The 23,565-nt window shown below is 62.6% G+C and carries 19 protein-coding genes; 3 read left to right on the forward strand and 16 right to left on the reverse strand.

What is annotated here, in order from left to right; translation table 11 throughout:
* Window positions 1-181 precede the first annotated feature (181 nt).
* Entirely contained in the window at window positions 182-2,818 is a 2,637-nt protein-coding gene (gene ppc, locus J3P77_RS16925) for a phosphoenolpyruvate carboxylase (RefSeq protein WP_434677739.1), read from the reverse strand.
* A gap of 236 nt (window positions 2,819-3,054) precedes the next feature.
* On the opposite strand from ppc, the gene J3P77_RS16930 reads away from it, so the two are divergent.
* The 3 genes from J3P77_RS16930 (at window position 3,055) to J3P77_RS16940 (ending at window position 4,926) form a co-directional block, all read left to right on the forward strand.
* Window positions 3,055-3,399, forward strand: a complete 345-nt coding sequence (locus tag J3P77_RS16930) for a pilin assembly protein (RefSeq protein WP_434677740.1) — start codon at window positions 3,055-3,057, stop codon at window positions 3,397-3,399.
* A 275-nt stretch (window positions 3,400-3,674) separates the two neighbouring features.
* Window positions 3,675-4,088: a DUF4398 domain-containing protein gene (locus J3P77_RS16935; RefSeq protein ID WP_434682042.1), complete on the forward strand. Its 414-nt coding sequence runs from the start codon at window positions 3,675-3,677 to the stop codon at window positions 4,086-4,088.
* A gap of 55 nt (window positions 4,089-4,143) precedes the next feature.
* Window positions 4,144-4,926 carry an OmpA family protein gene (locus J3P77_RS16940; protein WP_434677741.1) on the forward strand — a complete coding sequence of 261 codons (783 nt, stop codon included), beginning with the start codon at window positions 4,144-4,146 and terminating at the stop codon, window positions 4,924-4,926.
* Window positions 4,927-5,015: 89 nt separating this feature from the next.
* Here the strand turns inward: J3P77_RS16940 and J3P77_RS16945 are convergent, their stop codons facing one another.
* From J3P77_RS16945 to recJ, 15 genes are all read right to left on the reverse strand, one after another.
* Window positions 5,016-5,315: a hypothetical protein gene (locus J3P77_RS16945; RefSeq protein ID WP_434677742.1), complete on the reverse strand. Its 300-nt coding sequence runs from the start codon at window positions 5,313-5,315 to the stop codon at window positions 5,016-5,018.
* Window positions 5,316-5,553: 238 nt separating this feature from the next.
* Window positions 5,554-6,432 carry an alpha/beta hydrolase gene (locus J3P77_RS16950; protein ID WP_434677743.1) on the reverse strand — a complete coding sequence of 293 codons (879 nt, stop codon included), beginning with the start codon at window positions 6,430-6,432 and terminating at the stop codon, window positions 5,554-5,556.
* A gap of 91 nt (window positions 6,433-6,523) precedes the next feature.
* Window positions 6,524-7,801: a flavohemoglobin expression-modulating QEGLA motif protein gene (locus J3P77_RS16955; RefSeq protein ID WP_434677744.1), complete on the reverse strand. Its 1,278-nt coding sequence runs from the start codon at window positions 7,799-7,801 to the stop codon at window positions 6,524-6,526.
* Between the two features lie 153 nt (window positions 7,802-7,954).
* The gene (gene lysS, locus J3P77_RS16960) at window positions 7,955-9,457 is read right to left on the reverse strand and encodes a lysine--tRNA ligase (RefSeq protein ID WP_434677745.1); all 1,503 of its coding nucleotides are present in this window, start codon (window positions 9,455-9,457) and stop codon (window positions 7,955-7,957) included.
* A gap of 91 nt (window positions 9,458-9,548) precedes the next feature.
* Window positions 9,549-10,644 (reverse strand): peptide chain release factor 2 gene (gene prfB, locus J3P77_RS16965; protein ID WP_434677746.1). Its coding sequence is split into 2 segments (ribosomal slippage): window positions 9,549-10,571 and window positions 10,573-10,644, totalling 1,095 coding nucleotides; the frame shifts between segments, so codons are not numbered across the junction.
* A gap of 119 nt (window positions 10,645-10,763) precedes the next feature.
* Window positions 10,764-11,771: a diguanylate cyclase gene (locus J3P77_RS16970; RefSeq protein ID WP_434677747.1), complete on the reverse strand. Its 1,008-nt coding sequence runs from the start codon at window positions 11,769-11,771 to the stop codon at window positions 10,764-10,766.
* Between the two features lie 45 nt (window positions 11,772-11,816).
* Complete coding sequence (locus tag J3P77_RS16975; protein ID WP_434677748.1) at window positions 11,817-12,827, reverse strand: chemotaxis response regulator protein-glutamate methylesterase; 1,011 nt, start codon at window positions 12,825-12,827, stop codon at window positions 11,817-11,819.
* Entirely contained in the window at window positions 12,824-15,136 is a 2,313-nt protein-coding gene (locus tag J3P77_RS16980; RefSeq protein WP_434677749.1) for a hybrid sensor histidine kinase/response regulator, read from the reverse strand. Before J3P77_RS16980 ends, J3P77_RS16975 begins: the two co-directional genes overlap by 4 nt.
* Window positions 15,133-15,825, reverse strand: a complete 693-nt coding sequence (locus tag J3P77_RS16985) for a chemotaxis protein CheW (protein WP_434677750.1) — start codon at window positions 15,823-15,825, stop codon at window positions 15,133-15,135. The genes J3P77_RS16980 and J3P77_RS16985 overlap by 4 nt, the downstream gene beginning before the upstream one ends.
* Window positions 15,822-17,093 (reverse strand): CheR family methyltransferase, encoded by a 1,272-nt coding sequence (locus tag J3P77_RS16990; RefSeq protein ID WP_434677751.1) that lies wholly within the window; start codon window positions 17,091-17,093, stop codon window positions 15,822-15,824. Before J3P77_RS16990 ends, J3P77_RS16985 begins: the two co-directional genes overlap by 4 nt.
* Window positions 17,090-17,626 (reverse strand): chemotaxis protein CheW, encoded by a 537-nt coding sequence (locus J3P77_RS16995; protein ID WP_434677752.1) that lies wholly within the window; start codon window positions 17,624-17,626, stop codon window positions 17,090-17,092. Before J3P77_RS16995 ends, J3P77_RS16990 begins: the two co-directional genes overlap by 4 nt.
* Window positions 17,627-17,635: 9 nt before the next feature.
* Window positions 17,636-19,258, reverse strand: coding sequence for a methyl-accepting chemotaxis protein (locus J3P77_RS17000; RefSeq protein ID WP_434677753.1), 1,623 nt, complete (start codon window positions 19,256-19,258; stop codon window positions 17,636-17,638).
* Between the two features lie 206 nt (window positions 19,259-19,464).
* Window positions 19,465-20,202, reverse strand: coding sequence for a tellurite resistance TerB family protein (locus tag J3P77_RS17005; protein ID WP_434677754.1), 738 nt, complete (start codon window positions 20,200-20,202; stop codon window positions 19,465-19,467).
* 399 nt (window positions 20,203-20,601) lie between these two features.
* Window positions 20,602-21,708: an NADH:flavin oxidoreductase/NADH oxidase gene (locus J3P77_RS17010; protein ID WP_434677755.1), complete on the reverse strand. Its 1,107-nt coding sequence runs from the start codon at window positions 21,706-21,708 to the stop codon at window positions 20,602-20,604.
* A 90-nt stretch (window positions 21,709-21,798) separates the two neighbouring features.
* A complete protein-coding gene (recJ, locus tag J3P77_RS17015) occupies window positions 21,799-23,514 on the reverse strand; it encodes a single-stranded-DNA-specific exonuclease RecJ (RefSeq protein WP_434677756.1) in 1,716 nt (571 codons plus the stop codon).
* Window positions 23,515-23,565: the final 51 nt, after the last annotated feature.

The following is a 23,565-nucleotide window of genomic DNA, read 5'->3' on the forward strand; positions in this document are numbered from 1 at the left end:
ATACACAGCAGACTCAGGCCGCACAAGCCGCCAAAAGTCGCAGGCCCCCAAGGCGCGCAGGCCGCGCGCCCAAGGGTTCCGGCGTCAGGACCGGACCAACCGTTTCAGCAGGCTAGCCTGCAAACCTCGCCCTCGCCGCCCGCCGAATCAAAAAATGCGCGGCCGGGCGAACGGTCCGCTGTCAGCCTGTATTGCGCAACCCGGCGGCGATCCCCGCCACCGACACCAGCAACGCCAGTTCCAGAGGGCTGTCGAGGCTCGCTTCGCGGTTGCGCGAACGCGCCAGCAGTTCTGCCTGGAGCAGGTGCAACGGGTCGAGGTAGGTGTTGCGCAGGCTGATGAATTCGAGCGTCGCGGGGCTGTGAGCCAGCAAACGGTCCTGGCCGGTGAGGCCGAGCACCACGGCGCAGGCCTGCGACAATAGGTCGCGCAGATGCGCACCCAAATGTTGCAGCTGCGGGGCAACCAGACGCTGATCGTAAAGCCGCGCAATGTCGGCGTCGGCCTTGGCCAGGACCATTTCCAGCATGTCGATACGGGTGCGGAAGAACGGCCAGCGCTCGCGCATCTGCGCCAGCAGGTCGCCTTCGCCACGTTCCAGTGCCTGACCCAGAGCCTTCTCCCAGCCAAGCCACGCCGGCAGCATCAGGCGCGTCTGGGTCCAGGCGAAAATCCACGGGATCGCGCGCAGGCTTTCCACGCCGCCCTCGCGACGCTTGGCCGGGCGACTGCCCAGCGGCAAGCGACCCAGCTCCTGCTCCGGCGTAGCCTGGCGGAAGTATTCGACGAATTCGGGATGTTCGCGAACCACAGCGCGGTAAGCGCTCACGCCGTCTGCCGCCAGCTGGTCCATCATCGTGCGCCAGGACGGCTCAGGCGGCGGTGGCGGCAGCAAGGTTGCCTCCAGTACCGCCGCCAGATACAGGTTCAGGTTCTGTTCGGCGATGTCCGGCAGGCCGAATTTGAAACGGATCATTTCGCCCTGCTCGGTAGTCCGGAACCGTCCGGCCACCGAGCCGGGCGGCTGCGACAGAATCGCGGCATGCGCCGGGCCGCCGCCGCGACCGACTGTTCCGCCGCGACCGTGGAACAGCAGCAGTTCGACCTGCTGCTCGCGGCAGATTTCCACCAGTCGCTCCTGGGCGCGGTATTGCGCCCAGGCGGCGGCTGTGGTGCCAGCGTCCTTGGCCGAATCCGAATAGCCAATCATGACTTCCTGCGGGCCGTGCAGGCGTGACCGGTATCCGGGCAGTGCCAGTAACTGCTCGATGACCGGCCCGGCATTGTCCAGGTCGGTCAGCGTTTCAAACAGCGGCACCACGCGCATCGGCCGCAACAGCCCGGCCTCCTTGAGCAGCAGCTGCACGGCCAGCACGTCCGAAGCCGCGCCCGCCATGGAGATCACGTACGAGCCCAGCGACGCCGCAGGTGCCGCAGCCACTTCCCTGCAGGTCGCCAGCACTTCCGCGGTATCGGCAGCCGGCTGGAAATGCGCCGGCAGCAGCGGCCTGCGGCTGTTCAGCTCGCGCAGCAGGAATTCGATACGGCTTGGTTCGTCCCATTCGTCATAGCGACCAAGCCCGAGATAATCGGTGATTTCGCTCATGGCCGCGCTGTGTCGCGTGGAGTCCTGGCGCACGTCGAGACGCACCAGAAACAGCCCGAAGGTCACGGCGCGGCGGATGCAGTCGAGCAGCGGGCCATCGGCAATCACGCCCATGCCGCATTCATGCAGCGACTGATAGCACAACAGCAATGGATCGAGCAGCTCACGGTTGTCCTGCAACACTGCCTCGGGCGCAGGCTGCGTAGTCGTCAGCGAGGCGTTGGCCCAGTTGCGCGTGGCTCGCAGACGTTCACGCAAGCGCTTGAGCTCGGCCCGATAGGGTTCGGCGCTGTCGCCAACGCTGGCGCGCAGCGCGTCGCTGGCCTGCTGCATCGACAACTCGGCGGCGAGATTGTCCACGTCACGCAGGTACAGATCAGCCGCCATCCAGCGTGCCAGAAGCAAGACTTCCCGGGTTACCGCGGCCGTGACGTTGGGGTTGCCATCGCGGTCGCCGCCCATCCACGAAGCGAAGCGCACAGGCGCTGCCTCCAGAGGCAAATGCAGTCCGGTGGCGGCTTTGAGCGCCTGATCGGCGCGGCGCAGGTAAGCGGGGATGGCGTGCCACAACGAATGCTCGATGACGGCGAAACCCCACTTGGCCTCGTCAACCGGCGTGGGCCGGGTCCGGCGGATTTCTTCGGTGTGCCAGGCCTCGGCGATCAAGCGCTGCAATCGTGAAGTGATCTGCTCGCGTTCAAGGCTGTTGAGGTCTCGATGATCGAGGGCGGCGAGCTGAGCGGCGATGGCGTCATACTTCTGGATCAAGGTCCGGCGCGCTACTTCGGTGGGATGCGCGGTCAGCACCAGTTCGATGTCGAGCTTGCCCAATTGTCGGGCCAGCGCATCGGACGAGTGGCCGGCTTCCTTGAGGCGTTTCAGCAGCTCAGGCAGCACACGGGACTCGAACGGCTGGGGCTGCGCGTCGTCTCGGCGCCGCATCAGTTGATACTGTTCGGCGATGTTAGCCAGGTTGAGGAACTGATTGAAGGCTCGGGCGACCGGCAACAGCTCGTCGTCCTGCAGGCTGTCGACACTGGAGCTCAACTGCTCCGCGCCCTGTGCCGAGCCGCGCCGACCCGCCTTCGCGCCCTTGCGTATGCGTTCGATCTTGTCGAGAAATTCGACCCCGCGTTGCTCCCGGATCGTGTTACCCAGCAGTTCACCCAAGAGGTGAACGTCTTCGCGCAGCCGCGCATCGATATCAGCCATCGGTCCCTCTCCCGTTTTTGTCTGGGGCTTTGTGCAGCCAGATCACCACGACTGAACGCCTGAATGCAAATCGGCTCTACCCAACAGTGTTTCCACAAGCTGGCGCTGCGGCAGATCCGCGCAATCGTGCAGCGATTCTCACGCCAGTCCAATCGCGAGACTAGTCTGATCCTTGGGCTTCACGAAGGCTCACGACTCGAACAAACCCGCCATAAGCGAGTAATCAAGAGGTCCACATGAAAATCCGCGAGCTTGCCGAACACTGGGAACACAACGCGACGGGTCGCCTGACCCAGACGCCTTACGCGATTCACCTGGATCTGGAGTCTGCCGCCAGACTCTCTGCACTGTGCGAAATGTATCCCAGGCATCACCCCGAAGAATTGCTGGGCGAACTGATCGGCGCGGCGCTCGAAGAGCTCGAAGCCAGCTTTCCGTATGTGAAAGGCCAGCACGTGATCGCAACCGATGAAGAAGGTGATCCACTGTACGAGGACATCGGCGCCACGCCGCGCTATCTCGCTTTGTCGAAGCGCTATCTGCACGATCTGGCGCAAAAGCAGGACGCGTCCGAAGGCTGATCTTCAGCTCCATATGGCGATTGACTTACAGCCTGCGCTCCCCGGTTACGCGGTAAGCCACGCTGGATCGCGCGCCAAGGATCAAGCGCCATGTTCATGGCCCACGCATATCGAGTGCCAGGAACCTGAAGCACATCCGAATGAACTATTCAAAAACCATGCAGGTCCGAGCTTTTAGCCATCACAGCAAGCCCGTGCGACGACAGAGGCCTCTACCCTTCGCCGGCGAGCCAAGAAGAATGACTGTCATGGATAATCTCGTTTGGAGTCAGACAATGGAGTTGATCACGATGAACACCCCTACTGCCAACACCAAGTCTACAGGCCTGCGCGGGCTCAAGCTGGCCGCGCTGGCTCTGGGTTCCACTTTCATCCTGGCTGGCTGCGCCGGTAATCCGCCGAGCGAGCAGTACGCGGTATCTCAATCGGCCGTCAACAGCGCGATCAGCGCCGGCGGTGTTGAATTCGCGGCGGTCGAAACCAAGGCTGCTCAGGACAAGCTGAAAGAAGCCGAACTGGCCATGCAGGAAAAGCATTACGACCAGGCGCGCAAACTGGCCGAACAAGCCGAGTGGGATGCTCGTGTAGCTGAGCGCAAAGCCCAGGCCGCCAAGGCTGAAAAAGCCGTGCAGGACGCTCGTCAGGGCGTCAACGAACTACGTGAAGAAGGCCTGCGTCAGGTGCAGTAAGCGCCCCGGCCTCCGTTTTTCATGCATCGGTAACTGATTAAAGGACGACTTTATTATGCGCAAACAAGTAATGATCCCTGCCCTGCTGGCCATGAGCGTTGCCCTGGCCGCATGTGCCACCAAGCCTAACCCGAATCTGGAACAGGCTCGCAGCAACTACACCGCGCTGCAGACCAACCCTGAAGCGACCAAAGTCGCCGCCCTTGAAACCAAGGACGCCAGCGAATGGCTGGACAAGGCTGACAAGGCTTTTCGCGACAACGAAGACGAGAAGAAAGTCGACCAGCTGGCCTACCTGACCAACCAGCGCATTGAGCTGGCCAAGCAGACCATCAATCTGCGCCTGTCCGAAGCCCAGCTGCAAAACACAGCGGCAGAACGCGCCAAAGCGCGCCTGGACGCTCGCGACGCGCAGATCGCTGCCCTCAAGAACACCCTGAACGCCAAGCAGACCGAACGCGGTACGCTGGTGACCTTCGGTGACGTGCTGTTCGACTACAACAAGGCCGAACTCAAGCCGGGCGCCCAGGGCGATATCGCCAAACTGGCCTCGTTCCTTCAGGAAAACGCTGACCGTAAAGTGATCGTCGAAGGCTACACCGACAGCACCGGCTCTGCGACCTATAACCAGTCGCTGTCCGAACGTCGTGCCAACTCGGTGCGTGCTGCGCTGGTCCGCATGGGCGTAGACCCGACTCGTATCGTTGCTCAGGGTTATGGCAAGGAATATCCGGTTGCCGATAACACTAGCAACTCCGGCCGCGCCATGAACCGTCGTGTGGAAGTGACCATTTCCAACGACAACCAGCCAGTAGCACCACGTTCTTCGATGAAGTGATCGGCTGAGCTACACCCCGAGCCCCGTCTGTGTCATGCAGGCGGGGCTTTTTCATGAGTGCTCGCCTGCATCTTTCAGACCGGCCAGGTTTACCCTGCGCACCTCACCACCTGTTTGCGCTCATTGACCAACACGCCCGACAGGCCTTTCTGCTTCGTATCGAAAAGCACCAGCACGCCATCGATGCACTGCGCGATCTCGGCGGCGGGGCTCAGGCTCGCGCGATAGTCTTCGCCCGGAATGGTCTTGAGCATCGTGAACTGGTTCAGCAGCAAGGCATCCTGCGGACGGGCGAAGTGCAGATAGCCGTAGTACCACAGGCAGCCGACGGTCATGACGATAGTGCCGACGCCGGTGAGGATCATGGGAATAAGGTTGCGTTCTGTCATGGTGTGCTCAGTTTGTGCTCTCTATCGCAGAAGTGCGCTTGCCCTCGACCTTTGTTCGGATACTACATTCTGCCTTGCCTGCACGAGCGATATCGCGGGCAAGCGCGCTCCTCGGGGCTAGGGCACATTTTGATGTGGGAGCCAGCTTGCTGGCGAAGCGGATGGCGGTGGTTCACCTGACCGAGCGCGCCGCCTGATTCTGCTGCCGCTACGCGGCAGATCGCGGGCAAGCGCGCTCCTACGGCGTCGGGTAGTTGGGCACTTCGGCCAGGCGTCGCAGGCCATTGAAGTGCTGTGGGTCTTCCAGATAGCGCATTATCACCTGACGCCAGGTAGAGTCGGCGAAGGTTTGGACGTGGCCACCGCGAGTCAGTTGCAGCACCCTTGGCGGCGGAGCGGCCTGGTAAAGCCGGATGCCGTTATCCAGCGGCACCAGCGTGTCGTCCATGCTCTGGAATATCAGCATGGGCGTGCCGGCCAGTCGGGAAAGCCCGTTGATTGCGCTTTCTCCGTCCGGAATCAGCCACGACAAAGGCGTTTTCAGCGGCCAGGTCAGCCATGACGTACCCAACGCATAGCGCGCTACATCGCGGTAACTGGCGGGGGTGCCATCGAGAATCAACGCTTTGAGATTCGCGCGCTGCCGCGGATGCTCCGCCAGGTAATGCACCGCCAGTGCACCACCGATGCTCTGGCCCAGGACCACCAACGGTTTGCCCTGCACTTCCGGCGCCTGGTCAAGCCAATCGAACGCCGCTTGAATATCCTGATAGATCGCCGGCAAAGCCGGTTCGCCTTCGGAGCGTCCGTAACCGCGGTAATCGAGCATCAGCACCTGATAGCCCTGCTCGGGCAACCACCAGCTGCCGCCCAGGTGCCAGGAAAGATTGCCGCCGTTGCCGTGCAGGTGCAGCACCGTGCCCTTGACCGGCACACCCGCTTTCGCAGGCAACCACCAGCCGTGCAGACGGGTTCCGTCCGCCGCCACCAGATTCACGTCGCGGTACTCGAGGCGGGCTTTATCGGGGGTGAACGGCAGGCCGGGTTCGGGGTAGAACAGCATCGAGCTACAGCCGGTGAGGCTGAGGAACAAGATCAGGATACCGAGCAGCTTCAAGGAGCGTTCCTTTTTGATCACCATCACTGTGGGAACAGGTTTGTAGGAGCGCCGCGCGGTCCGCTCCTACAAGTCTACCGGCCTGCAAGGCCTACAGGATATTGGAGTAATCCGCTTCGATCCGGTCCAGGCTCAAGTGGTTGAGGAAGTTGGAGAAGCACATCCAGGCTGATAGCGCGTTCATGTCGCGGAATTGGTCGGGCAGGTATTTGGGCGCGACCACCAGCCCTTCGTCCACCAGTTGGCGCAGAGTGCGCATGTCTTCCAGCGTGGTCTTGCCGCAGAACAGCAGCGGAACCTGTTCGAGCTTGCCCTTGCGCACGGCCAACTGAATGTAGTTGTAAACCATGATGAAGCCCTTGAGGTAGGACAAGTCTTTGGTGAACGGCAGCCCGTCGGGGACTGAGCCACGGAATACGCGGCTGGCGTTGCCGTAGCTTTCGGACATGCCGAAACCCTGATCGCGATAGAAGCCGAACACATCGAGAAAATCGGCGCCCTCTTCGGCCATATGAATGGCACGGGTGCGGTTGGTCAGTTTTCGCAGGCGGCTTGGATAGGACGCGAAAGCGATGACTTCCATCAGAATCGCCAGGCCTTCCTGGGTCACGGTCGAAGACGGCGGTCCCTTGGAGAGGAACGTGCAGATCGGCTGGTTCAGGCCATTGAGGGTGGTGCCGACATGCACCAGCCCTTCGTGGACTTCCAGCGCGCGGACATCACGCTCGTTGAACATCGCGTCGCTGCGGATCTTGATGTAATCGGCACCCGCCGCCGCGTCCGCGACGATACCGTCGGACTCAAACACACGAATGGTTTCCTCGGCCTCGCCGAACACCCGGTTCAGACGGCTCTGCAACAGCGCGACGGCTTGCTTGGCAGTCAGCTCCTTGGGCTCGTCCTTGAGGTCGCCGCGCCCGGCAATATTGTTCAGGTAATCGGAGAGCATCAGCCCCAGATCAGCCAGGGTCGGGTCACCGGCATGAAACGCATCCGATGCGGCGCCGTACAGCTCCTGGGAGATCAGCCCGAAATCCGCAGTGCCGCGCGCTTCGAGCATACGAACCACCATGCGGTATTCCTTGCACATGCGACGCATGATCTGCCCGACCGGGTTGAATTGCCCCAGCTGCCGGGTGATATCACGTTCGATGTTCTGGAATTCCTGCTTGAGATTGCTGGAATCGAAGCCCAGCGGGCGGTTGTCGTAATAAGCACGGTCCACGGCAGGCAGTGCCTTGCCCTTGGCGGCCAGAAACTCCTTGCGGACGCTATCGTCCCATTTCACCGCATCCAGCACGCGGATCGGTGTCTGGGCTGCCACGATTCGATCCGATAAAGCACGAATAGTCTGCTGGTACTCGTCCACCCGTTACTCCTTGGCTGGGGGCTGTCGCCCTGATATTCCGTCCGGCGGCCGAGCCCGTCAACACTTGCGCTGCATGACGGCGGTCGCGGCCAGGGTGGCTGGACCGTCCGCCACAAAAAAGCCGCCCTGGATGGGGCGGCTCTTGTGGACCGGTTACGCCTGTGGACGCATGTGCGGGAACAGGATCACGTCGCGGATAGACGGCGCATCCGTCAGCAGCATGACCAGACGGTCGATGCCGATGCCCTCGCCCGCTGTTGGCGGCATGCCGTATTCCAGCGCGCGAACGAAGTCGGCGTCGTAATGCATGGCTTCGTCGTCGCCGGCGTCCTTGTCGGCTACCTGCGCCTGGAAACGTTCGGCCTGATCTTCCGCGTCATTGAGCTCGGAATAGGCGTTGGCGATTTCGCGGCCGCCGATGAACAGCTCGAAGCGGTCAGTGACATTCGGATTCTCGTCGTTGCGACGCGCCAGCGGCGAAACCTCGAACGGATACTGGGTAATGAAGTGCGGCTGCTCCAGCTTGTGCTCGACCAGTTCTTCGAAAATCATCACCTGCAGCTTGCCCAGGCCTTCGAAGCCCAGCACCTTGGCACCCGCCTTCTTGGCGATAGCCCGCGCGGTGTCGATGTCCTGCAGATCGGCGGCGCTGATTTCCGGGTTGTACTTGAGGATCGAGTCGAACACCGAAAGGCGCACGAACGGCTCGCCAAAATGGAACACCTTGCCCTGGTAAGGAACGTCGGTGGTGCCCAGAACCAGCTGAGCCAGTTCGCGGAACAGCTCCTCGGTCAGGTCCATGTTGTCTTCGTAGTCCGCGTAGGCCTGATAGAACTCAAGCATCGTGAACTCGGGGTTGTGGCGGGTCGAGACGCCTTCGTTGCGGAAGTTGCGGTTGATCTCGAACACGCGCTCGAAACCGCCGACTACCAGACGCTTGAGATACAGCTCCGGAGCGATGCGCAGGAACATTTCCATGTCCAGAGCATTGTGGTGGGTCTCGAACGGCTTGGCTGCCGCGCCGCCAGGGATGGTCTGCAGCATCGGCGTTTCGACTTCGAGGAAGTCGCGCTTCATCAGGAAGCTGCGGATGTGAGCGATGACTTGCGAACGCACGCGGAAAGTGTGGCGCACGTCTTCGTTGACGATCAGGTCAACGTAACGCTGGCGATAGCGCTGCTCGGTGTCGGTCAGGCCGTGGTGCTTGTCCGGCAGCGGGCGCAGCGACTTGGTCAGCAGACGCACGTTGGTCATTTCGACGTACAGGTCGCCCTTGCCGGAACGCGCCAGAGTACCTTCGGCGGCAATGATGTCACCCAGGTCCCAGGTCTTGACCGCGGCCAGAGTCTCTTCTGACAGAGTCTTGCGGTTGACATAGACCTGAATGCGGCCAGTCATGTCCTGGATGACCATGAACGAACCGCGGTTGAGCATGATGCGACCGGCTACCTTGACCGGAATCGCCGCCTCGGCCAGTTCTTCCTTGGTCTTGTCGGCGTATTGTTTCTGCAGGTCATTGCAGTAGCTGTCACGACGGAAGTCATTGGGAAACGGCTGGCCCTTGGCGCGCTCGGCTGCAAGCTTTTCCTTGCGCAGCGCGATCAGGGTGTTCTCTTCCTGTTGCAGGGCTTGCGGGTCGAGTGGTTGATCGCTCATGTCTTTAGAAATTCCATCACAGGTTCGTTGCCCCGGCCCGCGGCCGGGGATCGCGGGCAAGGCGGATCACCGCCCGCCCGCATCGCATGTCTTACAAGCCTTGTTTCAGGCTTGCCACCAGGTATTCGTCGATATCGCCGTCGAGCACCTTGTCGCAGTCGCTGCGCTCGATATTGGTCCGCAGGTCCTTGATGCGCGAGGCGTCGAGAACGTAGGAGCGGATCTGATGACCCCAGCCGATGTCGGACTTGGTGTCTTCCAGCGCCTGGGACGCGGCGTTGCGCTTCTGCACTTCCTGCTCGTACAAACGGGCCCGCAGCATTTTCATGGCGGTGTCCTTGTTTGCGTGCTGGGAACGCTCGTTCTGGCAGCTGACCACGGTGTTGGTCGGAACGTGGGTGATACGAACCGCCGAGTCGGTGGTGTTGACGTGCTGACCACCGGCACCCGAGGATCGATAGGTGTCGATGCGCAGGTCGGACGGGTTGATATCAATTTCGATGTTGTCGTCGATTTCCGGCGAAACGAAAACCGCCGAGAACGAGGTGTGACGACGATTACCGGAGTCGAACGGGCTCTTGCGCACCAGACGGTGCACGCCGATTTCGGTACGCAGCCAGCCGAAGGCGTATTCGCCCTTGATATGCACAGTCGCGCCCTTGATCCCGGCGACTTCACCGGCGGACAGTTCCATGATGGTGGCATCGAAACCGCGCTTGTCGGCCCAGCGCAGGTACATGCGCAACAGGATGTTGGCCCAGTCCTGTGCTTCGGTACCGCCGGAGCCGGCCTGGATATCCAGATAAGCGTTGTTCTGGTCCATGTCGCCGCTGAACATGCGGCGGAATTCCAGCTTCTCAAGCAACTCACGCAGGCGCTCGACTTCAGCAGCCACGTCATCGACGGCCGCCTGGTCTTCTTCCTCGGCGGACATCAGCAGCAGGTCCTTGGCATCGGCCAGACCCGCCGTCATGTCGTCGAGGGTTTCGACGATCTGCGCCAGGGCTGCGCGTTCACGGCCCAGGTTCTGAGCGTACTCAGGGTTGTTCCAGACGCTGGGGTCTTCGAGCTCGCGGTTTACTTCGGTCAGACGATCATGTTTGTGATCGTAGTCAAAGATACCCCCGAATGGATTCGGAGCGCTCGGACAGGTCCTTGATGCTGTTTAGGATCGGGTTGATTTCCATGGTGGGCAGCACTCGCAGGCGAAAATTTCAAAGCCGACGAGTATACCCCAGTGACGCGGACGAAAGCAGCCCGTTGGGCAGGCGTTGTGATAGCCACGTGAAACACCCGGAGCGGGCTGTCATCCGCCGACCATGACTTGATTGCGGCCGTTGTTCTTGGCCTGGTACAGCCCCTTGTCGGCGTCGAGAATCAACTGGCGGCAGTTCATGCCGGGCTGTGGGGTCATGGTCGCGACGCCGATGCTGACGGTGAGGCTCGAACCGGGCGCGGGCGCGATATGCGGAATGTTCATGCCCAGGATGCTCTGGCGCAGCTTTTCGGCCAGCAGCCGTACACCGCCTGGCGAGGTGTTCGGCAGCACCAGGGCAAATTCCTCGCCACCGTAGCGCGCCGGCAGGTCCGATGGACGACTGCAACTGGCGCGAATCGCCGTCGCCACCTGACGCAACGCTTCATCACCGTCCAGGTGGCCAAAGCCATCGTTGTAAGCCTTGAAGTAATCGACGTCGATCATCATCAGCGACAGCTGGGTCTGCTCGCGGGTCGCCCGGCGCCATTCCAGCTCCAGGTATTCATCAAAGTGCCGGCGGTTGGACAAGCCGGTCAGGCCGTCCGAGTTCATCAGCCGCTGCAGCTTAAGGTTGGTGTCGAGCAGTTGCTGCTGGCTAACGCGCAATGCCCGATAGGCTTCGTCGCGCTGCAGCAGGGTCATGTAAGACCGCGAATGGTAGCGAATGCGCGCTACCAGCTCGATGTTGTCCGGCAGCTTGACCAGGTAGTCGTTGGCGCCCGCCGCGAAAGCCGCACTCTTGATCAGCGGGTCTTCCTTGGTGGAAAGCACAATGATCGGGATATCGCGCGTCAGCGGGTTGTTGCGGTATTCGCGCACCAGCGTAAGCCCGTCCAGCCCCGGCATGACCAGATCCTGAAGAATCACGGTCGGCTTGATCAGGATGGCCTGGTCGATGGCCTGATGCGGATCGGCGCAGAAGTGGAAATCGATGCCGCTTTCGTCGGCCAGCCCACGGCGGACCGCTTCGCCGATCATCGCCTGATCGTCGACCAGCAGCACCATCGCCGCATCGTCGGCGACGAGCTTGGGTTCATCGAGTTGCAAGTCATGCATGAAGCATCTCCTGGACACCGGCGGGCGGTGATTTCACCTGGAAAATCATTGAGCGAATGCCTCTATCAACCGAGGCGCTATAGTCGGCAGCGGTTTGATCTCGACGGCGGCGGCAATGGCGGCGGCGGCCTTGGGCATGCCATAGACCGCACAGCTGGCCTGGTCCTGCGCGATGGTCAGGAAGCCCTGTTCGCGCAGCGTCTTGAGCCCTTGTGCACCGTCGCGCCCCATCCCGGTGAGCAGAACTCCCACCGCATCGCCAGTCCAGAAGCGCGCCACGCTTTCGAAAAAGACGTCGATTGAAGGCCGGTAGATTTCATTGACCGGTTCAGCCGTGTACGCAAGCGTACCGTTCTTGAGCAACCGGATGTGATGGTTGGTGCCCGCCAGCAGCACCGTGCCCGGTTGCGGCTGCTCGCCCTCGCGGGCCAGGCGCACCGGCAGGCCCGACACTGACGCCAGCCACTCGGCCATGCCTGCGGCAAACACCTGATCGACATGCTGGACCAGCACAATCGCCGCCGGAAAATCCTTGGGCAGCCCTTTGAGTAATACTTCCAGCGCCGCCGGCCCACCGGCTGACGAGCCGATGGCAACAAGGCTACCGCGTTTCGACGGCGCGCGTTTCGGCGCGCCGAGCACCGGTTCATGAGCGGTACGCTGGCCGATCAGCCATTCCACATTGAGGATCTTGCGCAGCAGCGGCGCGGCGGCTTCCCTGGGGTTGCCCGAGCCGATGGCCGGCGTGTCGACCACGTCCAGCGCGCCGTGGCCCATCGCCTCGAACACCCGGCGCACGTTCTGCTCACGGTCGACGGTGACCAACAGGATGGCGCACGGCGTTTCGGCCATGATGCGACGCGTTGCCTCGACGCCATCCATGACCGGCATGATCAGGTCCATCAGGATCAGATCGGGCATCTGCTCGGTGCAGCAGGCGACCGCCTCGGCGCCGTTGGTCGCGACCCAGATGATCTGATGCGCGGGCTCGAAGGCCAGCGCCCGGCGCAACGCCTCTACCGCCATGGGCATATCGTTAACGATGGCAATTTTCATCCCTGGGCATCTCCAATGAGTTCCGCAACCGCATCGAGCAAGGCATCGTCGTGAAAACTGGCCTTCGCCAGATAGTAATCGGCGCCGGCATCCAGGCCGCGACGTCGGTCTTCTTCGCGATCCTTGTAGGAAACGACCATGACCGGCAAAGACTGCAAGCGCGTATCACGGCGCAGCAGTGTCACCAGTTCGATGCCGTCCATGCGCGGCATGTCGATATCGGTGATCAATAGATCGAAGTCTTCGGCACGCAAGGCATTCCAGCCATCCATGCCGTCCACCGCAACCGCGACCTGATAACCACGCCCGACAAGCAACTTGCGCTCCAATTCGCGAACCGTCAACGAGTCATCGACCACCAGGATTCTTTTGCGCGCGACCGCGCCGGCCTGTCGGTCGCGGCGGTCGATGCGTTCCAGCCGCCCGGTATTGAGCAGTTTTTCCACCGAGCGCAGCATGTCCTCGACGTCGATGATCAGCACCACCGAGCCATCGTCCAGCAGCGCGCCGGCCGAGACGTCCTGAACCTTGCCCAGCCGCGCGTCCAGCGGCATCACCACCAGAGTGCGTTCGCCGATAAATCGCTCCACTGCCACGCCGTACACCGCATCCCGCTCGCGGATCACCACCACCTTGAGCGCGGCGTCCGGGTTCTGGCTGGGCGGGCGGTGCAGCAGCTGGCTGGCGGAAACCAGCCCGACGTGTCGCCCGTCGTGCCAGAAATGCTGGCGGCCTTCCAGCTGCATGATGTCCTCGGGTTGCAGGTCGCGCATGTGTTCGATATGCGCAAGCGGAAAGGCGTAGGCCTCGCCGCCGACTTCGACGACCAGACTGCGCACCACCGACAACGTCAGCGGCAGTTCGATACGAAAGCGGCTGCCCTCGCCCGGCCACTGTTCCAGCTCGACGCTGCCGTGCATCTGCCGAACCATGTGCTGCACTGCGTCAAGCCCGACGCCGCGGCCGGAAATCTGCGTGACTTTGTCGCGCAGGCTGAAACCGGGCAGAAACAGAAAGCTGAGCAGTTCTTCTTCACTCAAAAGCGCCGCCGTTTCAGCAGGCGACAGGCTGCGCTCGACGATGTTGCGCCGCAGACGCTCCAGATCCACGCCACCGCCGTCGTCACTCAGTTCGACCACCAGCAGTCCGGCATGATGCGAGGCCCGCAGGCGAATCAGGCCTTCCGGCGACTTGCCGCGGGCGATGCGTTGTTCCGGCAGCTCGATACCGTGGTCCACGGCGTTGCGCAGCAGATGGGTGAGTGGCGCTTCGAGTTTTTCGAGCACGTCACGGTCGACCTGAGTCTTATCACCGTCGATCTGCAAACGCACCTGCTTGCCCAACTCACGCCCCAGGTCCCGCACCATCCGAGCCTGACCGGCCAGCACGTCGGCAAAAGGACGCATGCGGCAGGCCAGCGCGGTGTCATACAGCAGTTGTGCGCGCTGGCCCGACTGCCAGCCAAACTCATCCAGCTCGGCGGTCTGTTGCATGAGCATCTGCTGAGCCTGGGACAACAGGTCGCGTGCTTCATCCAGCGCTTTCTGCGCTTCGGCACCTGCGCCGGTGCCGCCGAGGCTTGCGCTCACGGCTTCCAGCGCGCGGTCGCTGCTGGTCTGCAATCGCTTCAGACGCTGCATCCCCGCCAGCAATGGCTTCAGACGCTGAGTATCGACCAGCGCCTTGCTCGACAGATCGAGCAGGCCGTTCAGCCGCTCGGCGGTGACGCGCAGGACTCGCTCGTTGCCGTCAGCCGCGCGTTGCTCGGCGGGCCGGGCAGGCCCGGACTCTGGCTGAGCCGTTGCCGGGGCCGGTTCCGCTTGCACGGCGTCGACCTGCGCCTGCGGCTCTGGCACCGGCGGCTCCGCAAGCAATGGGTTCACCCAGGGGACGCTGACCGAACGGGCACTCCCCACGCCGGTCGCCAGCAACGCATTGAGTCTTTCAACGTAAGAGTCGATATCGCTCGCACCGACAGCGTTGTCCCCAGGCGTTGCAATGCGCATCAACAGGTCGGTGCCCGACAGCAGCGCATCGATATGCTCGGGCTGTAGCAGCAATCGGCCTTCCTGGGCGCTGACCAGACAGTCTTCCATCACATGGGCGACGCTGACGCCCGCGTCCACGCCGACGATCCGCGCCGCGCCCTTAAGCGAGTGCGCGGCGCGCATGCAGGCTTCCAGCTGGTCGGCCTGGGTCGGGCTGCGTTCCAGGGCCAGCAGACCGGCGCTGAGCACCTGAGTCTGGGCTTCGGCTTCCAGCATGAACAGTTCGAACAGCGAGGCGTCGCGCATTTGATCGGGTGTCATGTGAGGCTCCGGTGGACCGCCGACAGCAGCTCGTATTCATCCAGTAACCGAAGGCTGCGGTCTTTCCATTGCAGCACGCCCCGAGTGAACCGCGCATTGGCGTGGGTGCCGGACGCCGAGGCGCTGTCCAGCTCACGCTCGTCCAGCGCATGGATGCCATCCACTTCGTCGACCGGCACCACCACAGGCCCGCCGTCCGCGGCAAGAATCAGCATGCGCGGCACCACCCGACCCGAGTCGCCCGGCGAAGAGTCGCCGCCGTCGAGCCCCAGCAACTCGACCAGCGAAATGCAGGGCACCAGCGCTCCGCGCACATTGGCGACCCCGAGCAACGCGCGAGACCGCTGATGCGGCAATGAATGGATCGCCTGACTCGACGCCACCTCGGACAGGCTGCGCGTTGCCAGTGCCAGCCATTCCTCGCCGAGGCGGAAGACCAGCATCGAGCGGGTCTTGATATCGTGGCGCAGTTCGGTGACCTGAATCTGCTCGCGGTAATCCTGAGCCAGCGAGTAACGGTCCAGCAGCCGGGTAGCAGCCGCCGAATACACCGCGCAATTGCGGCAATGAATGTGGTCTTCCAGCAACGGACAGGAACGGTCACCGTGGATACCGATGCGGTTCCAACAGTCGTCGATGACTTCGGCGTCGTCGCGGGTAAGGCCTGAGAGGCTGACCGGTCCGGTCATCGGTGACCTCCTTGCTTGTCGGCACCACGCGCCGCGCGGTCCTGCAGACGCCGCGCTCCGGCAGCGTCACCTCGCGCGGCAAGCAGCGCCGCCAGTTGTGCCAGTGACTCGGCGTGCTGTGGCTCCAGATACAGGGCCTTGCGGTAAAACCCTTGCGCCTCGCTGGCATTGCCTTCCACTTCGCTGAGCAGTCCGAGCCAGTAAAACACCGCGGCGACCGGTGCCTGGTCGCGCAGATAGCGCTCGCATTCGGCCCGGGCGTCGGCGGTACGGCCCTGATTGGCCAGACTGGCGATGTTCGACAGCAATGCCACGGTGCTTTCTTTGCCGGATGCAGGGGCAACCGAGTGTGGAGCCTGTCGCGGCACCGGACGCAATGGCGCGGGTGCGGGCCGGGAAACGGGAATGCGCGAACTGTTAAGGGCTGTCGGCGCGGCGAACCGGACAGACGTGCTTTTCATCGCAGGCTTGTCGAGCGGCGCATGCCTGAACGCAAACGACTGCGCGATGCCAATCGAGTGCATGCCGATGCTCGCCAGCAGACTGCCCTCAGCGGGACCGATGAACAGCACGCCGTCCTGATGGGTCAGGCGCTTGAGCACCTCGAACACATGCTTTTGCGTCGGCTGATCGAAATAGATCACCAGGTTGCGGCAGAACACGAAGTCGTAGGCGGCACGCGACGCCAGAGCGGGATCTAGCAGATTGCCCGGCTGAAAATTCACCCGCTCGCGCACCCGGTCGGCGATCTGGAAGCCTTGGCCGGCGGATGTGAAATAGCGATCGCGAAAACTCAGATCGTGACCACGAAACGAATTTTTGCCATACAGTCCGCGCTGAGCGCGACCGATGGACAAAGGGCTGATGTCGATGGCATCGACCGTAAACTGCTGCGCGCTCAGTTGCGTGTCGAACAGGGCCATGACAATCGAATACGGTTCCTCTCCGGTCGAACAAGGCAGGCTGAGGACGCGCAACGGCCTCGCGTTGCCCAATGCGGCCAGGCGCGCGGCTGCCAGCTTGCCGAGGGTGGCGAAGGATTCGGGGTAACGGAAGAACCAGGTTTCAGGCACGATGACTGCTTCGATCAACGCCTGCTGTTCGGTTGTCGAGCCAACCAGCAGTTGCCAGTAAGCATCGCTGTCGACCGCACCCGAAGCGCTGCGGCGCTGGCGTACCGCGCGTTCGACAATCGCTTCACCTACCGAAGCGACGTCCAGGCCGATGCGTTCCTTGAGAAACCCGAAAAAGCGCGAATCGTCGTTCACAGCGCGTCCTCCAGCTGCCCGGGATCAAGCGGCGGCACCGGGTACAGCAGCTCGCGCACCGGCTCGCTGAGCAGTTCCTGGACGTTGATCCACTGCAGAAGGCCGCGTGCATCTTCGCGTACCGGCCCGAGGTAAGGTGCAAGGCGGTTGTCCAGGCCGTACGCCTTGAACTCCGAAGCGGGACAACGCAAGGTTTCGGTCGCCTGTTCAAGAATCAGGCCGAGCATCTGTGCGGGATGACGGTCGTCATGCCGGTAGTGGACCAACACCATGCGGGTGCTGGTGCGGGCTTGCGCAGGCTGACCGCAGTTGAGCGCGCTGATGTCGATTACCGGCACGATCTCGCCCCGGTGCGCGAAGATTCCGGCGACCCAGTGCGGCACCTGGGCAACGGCCTTGAGCTTCACACGCGGAAGGATCTCAGCGATTTCGGTCGCTTTCAGCGCATAGCGGTCCTGCCCGATGCGAAACAGCAGGAACAACGTATCCGGAACCTGCGCCGGTGCGTTGCGTTTCGCCGAGTGGTCCGCCATTGCCGCGGCTCAGACCTTGAAACGCGATACGCCGCCGCGCAACCCGACCGCGACCTGACTCAGCTCGTCGATGGCGGAGCTGGCTTGACGCAATGAGTCGACGGTCTGGCTGCTGGCATCGGCCAGTTGCACCAGCGCCTGATTGATCTGCTCGGCACCGGTGGCCTGCGCCTGCATCCCCTCGTTGACCATCAGCACGCGCGGTGCCAAGGCCTGAACCTGATGGATGATCTGCGACAGCTGTTCGCCGACCTGGGTGACTTCGAACATGCCGCGACGCACTTCTTCGGAAAACTTGTCCATGCCCATGACCCCGGCGGACACCGCCGACTGGATCTCGCGGACCATCTGTTCGATATCGTAGGTGGCTACCGCAGTCTGGTCGGCCAGACGCCGCACTTCGGTGGCAACCACTGCAAAACCGCGCCCGTACTCACCGGCTTTCTCGGCTTCGATGGCGGCATTGAGCGACAGCAGGTTGGTCTGATCGGCGACCTTGACGATCGTCACCACCACCTGATTGATGTTGCCAGCCTTCTCGTTGAGGATCGCCAGCTTCGCGTTGACCAGATCGGCCGCGCCCATCACCTGGTGCATGGTGTCTTCCATTCGCGCCAGCCCTTGCTGGCCGGAGCCGGCCAGGGTCGAGGCCTGATCGGCGGCGCTGGTGACTTCGGTCATGGTGCGCACCAGATCGCGAGAGGTCGCGGCGATTTCCCGCGACGTAGCGCCAATCTCAGTGGTGGTCGCCGCCGTTTCGGTAGCGGTTGCCTGCTGCTGACGCGACGTGGCAGCAATCTCGGTGACCGCAGTGGTGACCTGCACCGATGATCGCTGTGCCTGGGACACCAGCGTATTGAGGTCGGTCATCATGTCGTTGAAACCGGTTTCAACCGCATTGAACTCGTCGTTGCGGTCCAGCTTCAGGCGCGAACTCAGGTCACCGGTACGCATGACGCCCAGTATGCCAACGATCCGTTCCATGGGGGCGATGATCGAGCGCATCAGCAGCAGACCGCAGGCCGCGGCGGCCAGTACGGCAATCAACAGCGAGATGATCATGCTGATCTTGGCGCCGAGCACGGCGTTGCCGATGCTTTCAGTGGCGCGGTCTGCAAGTTGCTTGTTGGCGACGATGATGTCGTTGAGCTGACGACGGCCCTCGGTCCATATCGGGTTGAGCTGGTCGTAGAATTCGGCCCGGGCGGCGGCGTAGTCGCCTCGTTCGTAGGTGCTGTGTACGTCGGCGAGCAACCGGGAATAGGTTTCGCGGCGCTTCTCGAAGATAGCGAAGTCGGCTCTGTCAGCTTCGTCGAAGATCGACTGCTTGTAGCCGTCCATCTGCGTCTGCAGATTTTCCTCGAAGCCGGCGAACTGGTCCTTTTCCTGCCTGGTCAGGGCCCGCGCTTTGCCCTCACCGATCAGCTCAAGCGTGCGAATGTAGCTCTCGCCCCAGGCGCTGCGCACCAGCGTGCTGTAGTAGACACCGGGCAATGCATCAAGACGGACCTGTTCTTCGCTGGTCGCGATCGACAGTAAACGGGAGTAAGACACCACCACCATCAGCAGCATGATCGCGATGATCACGGCGAAGCTCGCCAGAATCCGTTGGCGCAAGGTCCAGTTCTTCACGGTCAGCCCTCAAGAGTTCAACACCGCCCGCTGGCCGTGTTCAAGAAGCGGACCGACAGACGGCCCAAGCGGCGTGAGTATAGCCCAGCCAGATGTCCAGAAGTGCGGCAATTCCGCGCGAACAGAAGGGGAATATTGGGGAGAAAGAGGTCTGGTAGCAGGTCTGCAGGCGCCCGAACCTTGCTGCAGTCAGGCGCCTGAAGAGATTATTGAGCGTCGCGAACCTGGCTTTCCAGTTCGGCCTTGAGGCCGGGCTCCAGCTTGAGTTGGCGAGCCAGCTCGTCGAGGTATGCGCGTTCCATGAAATGCTCCTGATCCACCAGCATCAGACTGGCGATATACATTTCGGACGCCATTTCCGGAGTCGTGGCCGCGCGGGCGACTTCGGCCGGGTCCAGCGGTTTGTTCAGTTCGGCGCTCAGCCAGCTGGTTAACTCCTGGTCGGTGCCCAGCCTGGAAAACTCGCCTTCGATCAATTGCCGCTCGCGGTCATCGACATGGCCATCGGCCTTGGCCGCCGCCACCAGCGCTCGCAGAATAGCCTGGCTGTGCTCCTCAGCCTCGCTTTCCGGGAGACGGTCGATGGTCTGCGGCTCACGCTGGGCGGTCACACCTTGATTGGCTTGCCAGTTGTTGTAAGCCTTGTACGCCAGCACACCCAGCGCCGCCAGCCCACCGTAGGACAGCGCCTTGCCGCCCATCGAGCGGGAGCCTTTGCCCCTGAGCAGGCTCATCGCCCCTGCCGCGAGCGCTCCGCCACCCGCACCGGACAACAGACCGCCCAGACCGCCGCTTGCCGATTTCGACCCGCCCAGAAGACTACCTAATCCGCCCATCAGCGAATCGCTACCCGCAGATCGATTGCCCGGCTTGCCGCCGGCCTTGTCCTGCAACATCGACTGCCCGGACTTGAGCAATTGGTCGAGTAAACCGCGAGTATTCATAGGAAACCTCCACAAGGTCTGTCAGATGATTCATTGACCAGCAGGGTAAGGAAATTTCACGAGCGAGCGACGAAGGGTGTGCTTCGGGATGTTGCAGCGCCGTTGCGTTGGACACGTTGTTTTTTCGAGATGTACCGGCTTTGCTGCCGCTACGCGCCAGATCGTCGGATTGCCGCCCACAGCGAGCTGGCTTCCACAGGCCGGCGCAACTCGATCTTTGTAGGAGCCAGCTTGCTGGCGAAGCGGCGTGGCAGGCAAAGACGTCATGGATGTGCCTTCTTTGCTGCCGCTACGCGCCAGATCGCAGGCAAGCCAGCTCCTACAAAAGCTGCGTCATGTGCGGACCTGTGGGAGCCAGCTTGCTGGCGATGAGGCCGCCTCGCGCGGCCTCGGTTCGGATCAGTCGCGCAGATCAGACTCGTGGATCGGCTGGTCGCGATGCGTGGCTCTCTGGTACTGCGCCGGCCAGGTCGCCTTGCGGCCGCCGAGGTCGTCGTCGGCATGCAGTGGCCAGTACGGATCGCGCAGCAGTTCGCGGGCCAGCAGGATGATGTCGGCCTGCCCGGTGCGCAGAATGTGCTCGGCCTGTGCCGGGTCGGTGATCATGCCGACCGTGCCGGTGGCGATACCGGATTCCTTGCGCACGCGCTCGGCAAAGCGCGTCTGATAACCAGGGCCGACCGGGATTTCCGCGCTCGCCGCGGTGCCACCCGATGACACGTCGATCAGATCCGCGCCCAAGGCTTTGAGACGACGAGCCAGTTCGACGGTTTCGTCAGGGTTCCAGCCGTCTTCCACCCAGTCGGTGGCCGACACGCGGACGAACACGGGCAGCTCGTCAGGCCAGACTTCGCGAATCGCCTCGGTCACCTGCAACGTCAGGCGGATGCGATTTTCGAACGAGCCGCCGTACTGATCGGTGCGCTGGTTGCTCAGCGGCGAAAGGAACTGGTGCAGAAGGTAGCCATGCGCGGCATGCACTTCGACCACCTTGAAACCGGCGGTCAACGACCGGCGCGCTGCGTCGACGAACGCCTGGACCACGTCCTGGATCTGGCTTTCGCTCAACTGGACCGGCACGGTGTGCTGTGGATCGAAAGCAATCGCCGAAGGGCCGACCGGCGTCCAGCCACCTTCGCTTTGCGGCACGCTGCCGTGCTTGCCCACCCACGGCCGCCAGGTGCTCGCTTTGCGTCCGGCGTGGGCCAGTTGAATACCCGCCACCGAACCCTGAGCGGTAATGAAGCGGGTGATGCGTTGCAACCCTTCGATCTGCTCGTCTTTCCAGAGCCCCAGATCCTGCGGGGTGATCCGGCCGTCATCGGTGACCGCCGTGGCCTCGGTGATGACCAGCCCTGCCCCGCCCACCGCCCGGCTCCCCAAGTGCACCAGGTGCCAGTCGTTGGCCAGGCCGTCGACGCTGGAGTACTGGCACATCGGTGATACGGCGATGCGATTGGGTAGAGTCAGTTGGCGAAGGGTGTAGGGTTCAAGCAGCAGGCTCATGGCAACCTCTCAAGTTGAAAATCAGGCGTCCGGATTCTTTTTTCGTAGACAGAGCCTAGTCGACAACTCGAAAGACAGCGGGGTTCCGGCTTATCGCGGCGCGATATGGGCCACTAGCAATTGCACGGTTTCATTGCCCCGAAACTCGTTCAAGTCGAGCTTGTAAGCCAGTTCGACCCAGCGAATATTCGGGTTGGGCCAGACATCGCGGTCGACGCCAAAGGCAATGGCCTCAAGCTTCACGGTGCCGCACTCGGTCTTGAGCACCATCTTCAGGTGGCGCTCGCCCACAATCCGCTGCTCCACCAGCTGGAACACCCCGTGAAACAGCGGCTCGGGAAAGTGCTGACCCCATGGCCCCGCGTTGCGCAGTGCGCGGGCCAGTTCCAGGTGGAACTCCTCGACTGCCAGCGAGCCGTCGGACAGCAGGCGTCCGGTCAGGTCTTCTTCGCAAAGCTGGCGCCGCACTTCGGCGTCGAACGCCTCGGCGAACGCCGGAAAGTTTCCCTCGGGCAACGAAAGACCCGCTGCCATCGCGTGCCCGCCGAACTTGCTGATGAGGTCGGGATGGCGCGCCGCAACCGCGTCCAGTGCGTCGCGGATATGAAAACCCGGTACCGAACGCGCCGATCCTTTGAGCACACCCTCGCCGGCGCTGGCAAACGCGATGGTCGGGCGGTGATAACGCTCTTTGAGGCGCGAGGCCAGGATGCCGATCACGCCCTGATGCCACTGGGCGTCGAACAGACACAGCCCGAACGGCATCGACTCCACAGGCAGATCCTTGAGTTGCGCCAGCGCTTCGCGCTGCATGCCTTGCTCGATGGACTTGCGATCCTGGTTCAGCTCGTCCAGCTGCACGGCCATTTCCCGTGCCAGCACCGGGTCATCGCAAAGCAGGCATTCGATGCCCAGGCTCATGTCATCCAGCCGGCCAGCCGCGTTCAGGCGCGGGCCGAGGATGAAACCCAGATCGGTCGAGGTGATGCGTGACGGTTCACGACGCGCAACCTCAAGAATGGCGCGCAAGCCCGGACGCGCACGACCGGCGCGGATGCGCATCAGGCCCTGATGGACGAGGATGCGGTTGTTGGCGTCCAGCGGCACGACGTCTGCAACGCTGCCCAGCGCCACCAGATCCAGCAACTCGCCGAGGTTGGGCTGCGGACGCTGGTTGCGCTCGAACCAACCGATGTCACGCAGGCGTGCGCGCAACGCCATCAACACGTAGAAAATCACCCCGACGCCGGCCAGCGACTTGCTCGGAAACTCGCAGCCCGGCTGATTCGGATTGACGATGGCATCGGCTGCCGGCAATTCTTTGCCCGGCAAATGGTGGTCGGTCACCAGCACGCTCAGCCCCGCGGCCTTGGCCGCCGCCACGCCCTCAACACTGGAAATGCCGTTGTCGACCGTAATCAGCAGCTGCGGTGTGCGCTGCAAGGCCACCGCGACGATCTCCGGCGTCAGCCCGTAGCCATACTCGAAACGATTGGGCACCAGATAGTCGACATGCGCAGCCCCGAGCAAACGCAGGCCCAATACGCCGACGGTGCTTGCCGTGGCGCCATCGGCATCGAAGTCGCCGACGATCAGCATGCGCTGGCGTTGCTCGATGGCGGTCACCAGCAGCTCGACCGCCGCATCGATGCCCTTGAGCTGCTGATAAGGGATCAGGCGCGCCAGGCTCTTGTCCAGCTCGGCCTCGCTGGCCACGCCTCGGGCGGCGTACAGGCGGGTAAGCAATGGCGGCAGGTCGCCAAGAAACGGCAGGGTGTCAGGCAACAGACGGGGTTCGATGCGCATGCGGTTCAGCAGATTCTCTGTGTCGATTCATTGAGGTGGGTCGTGCGGTTG

It is taken from the genome of Pseudomonas sp. R1-18 (genome assembly GCF_051132095.1).
GTDB lineage: Bacteria > Pseudomonadota > Gammaproteobacteria > Pseudomonadales > Pseudomonadaceae > Aquipseudomonas.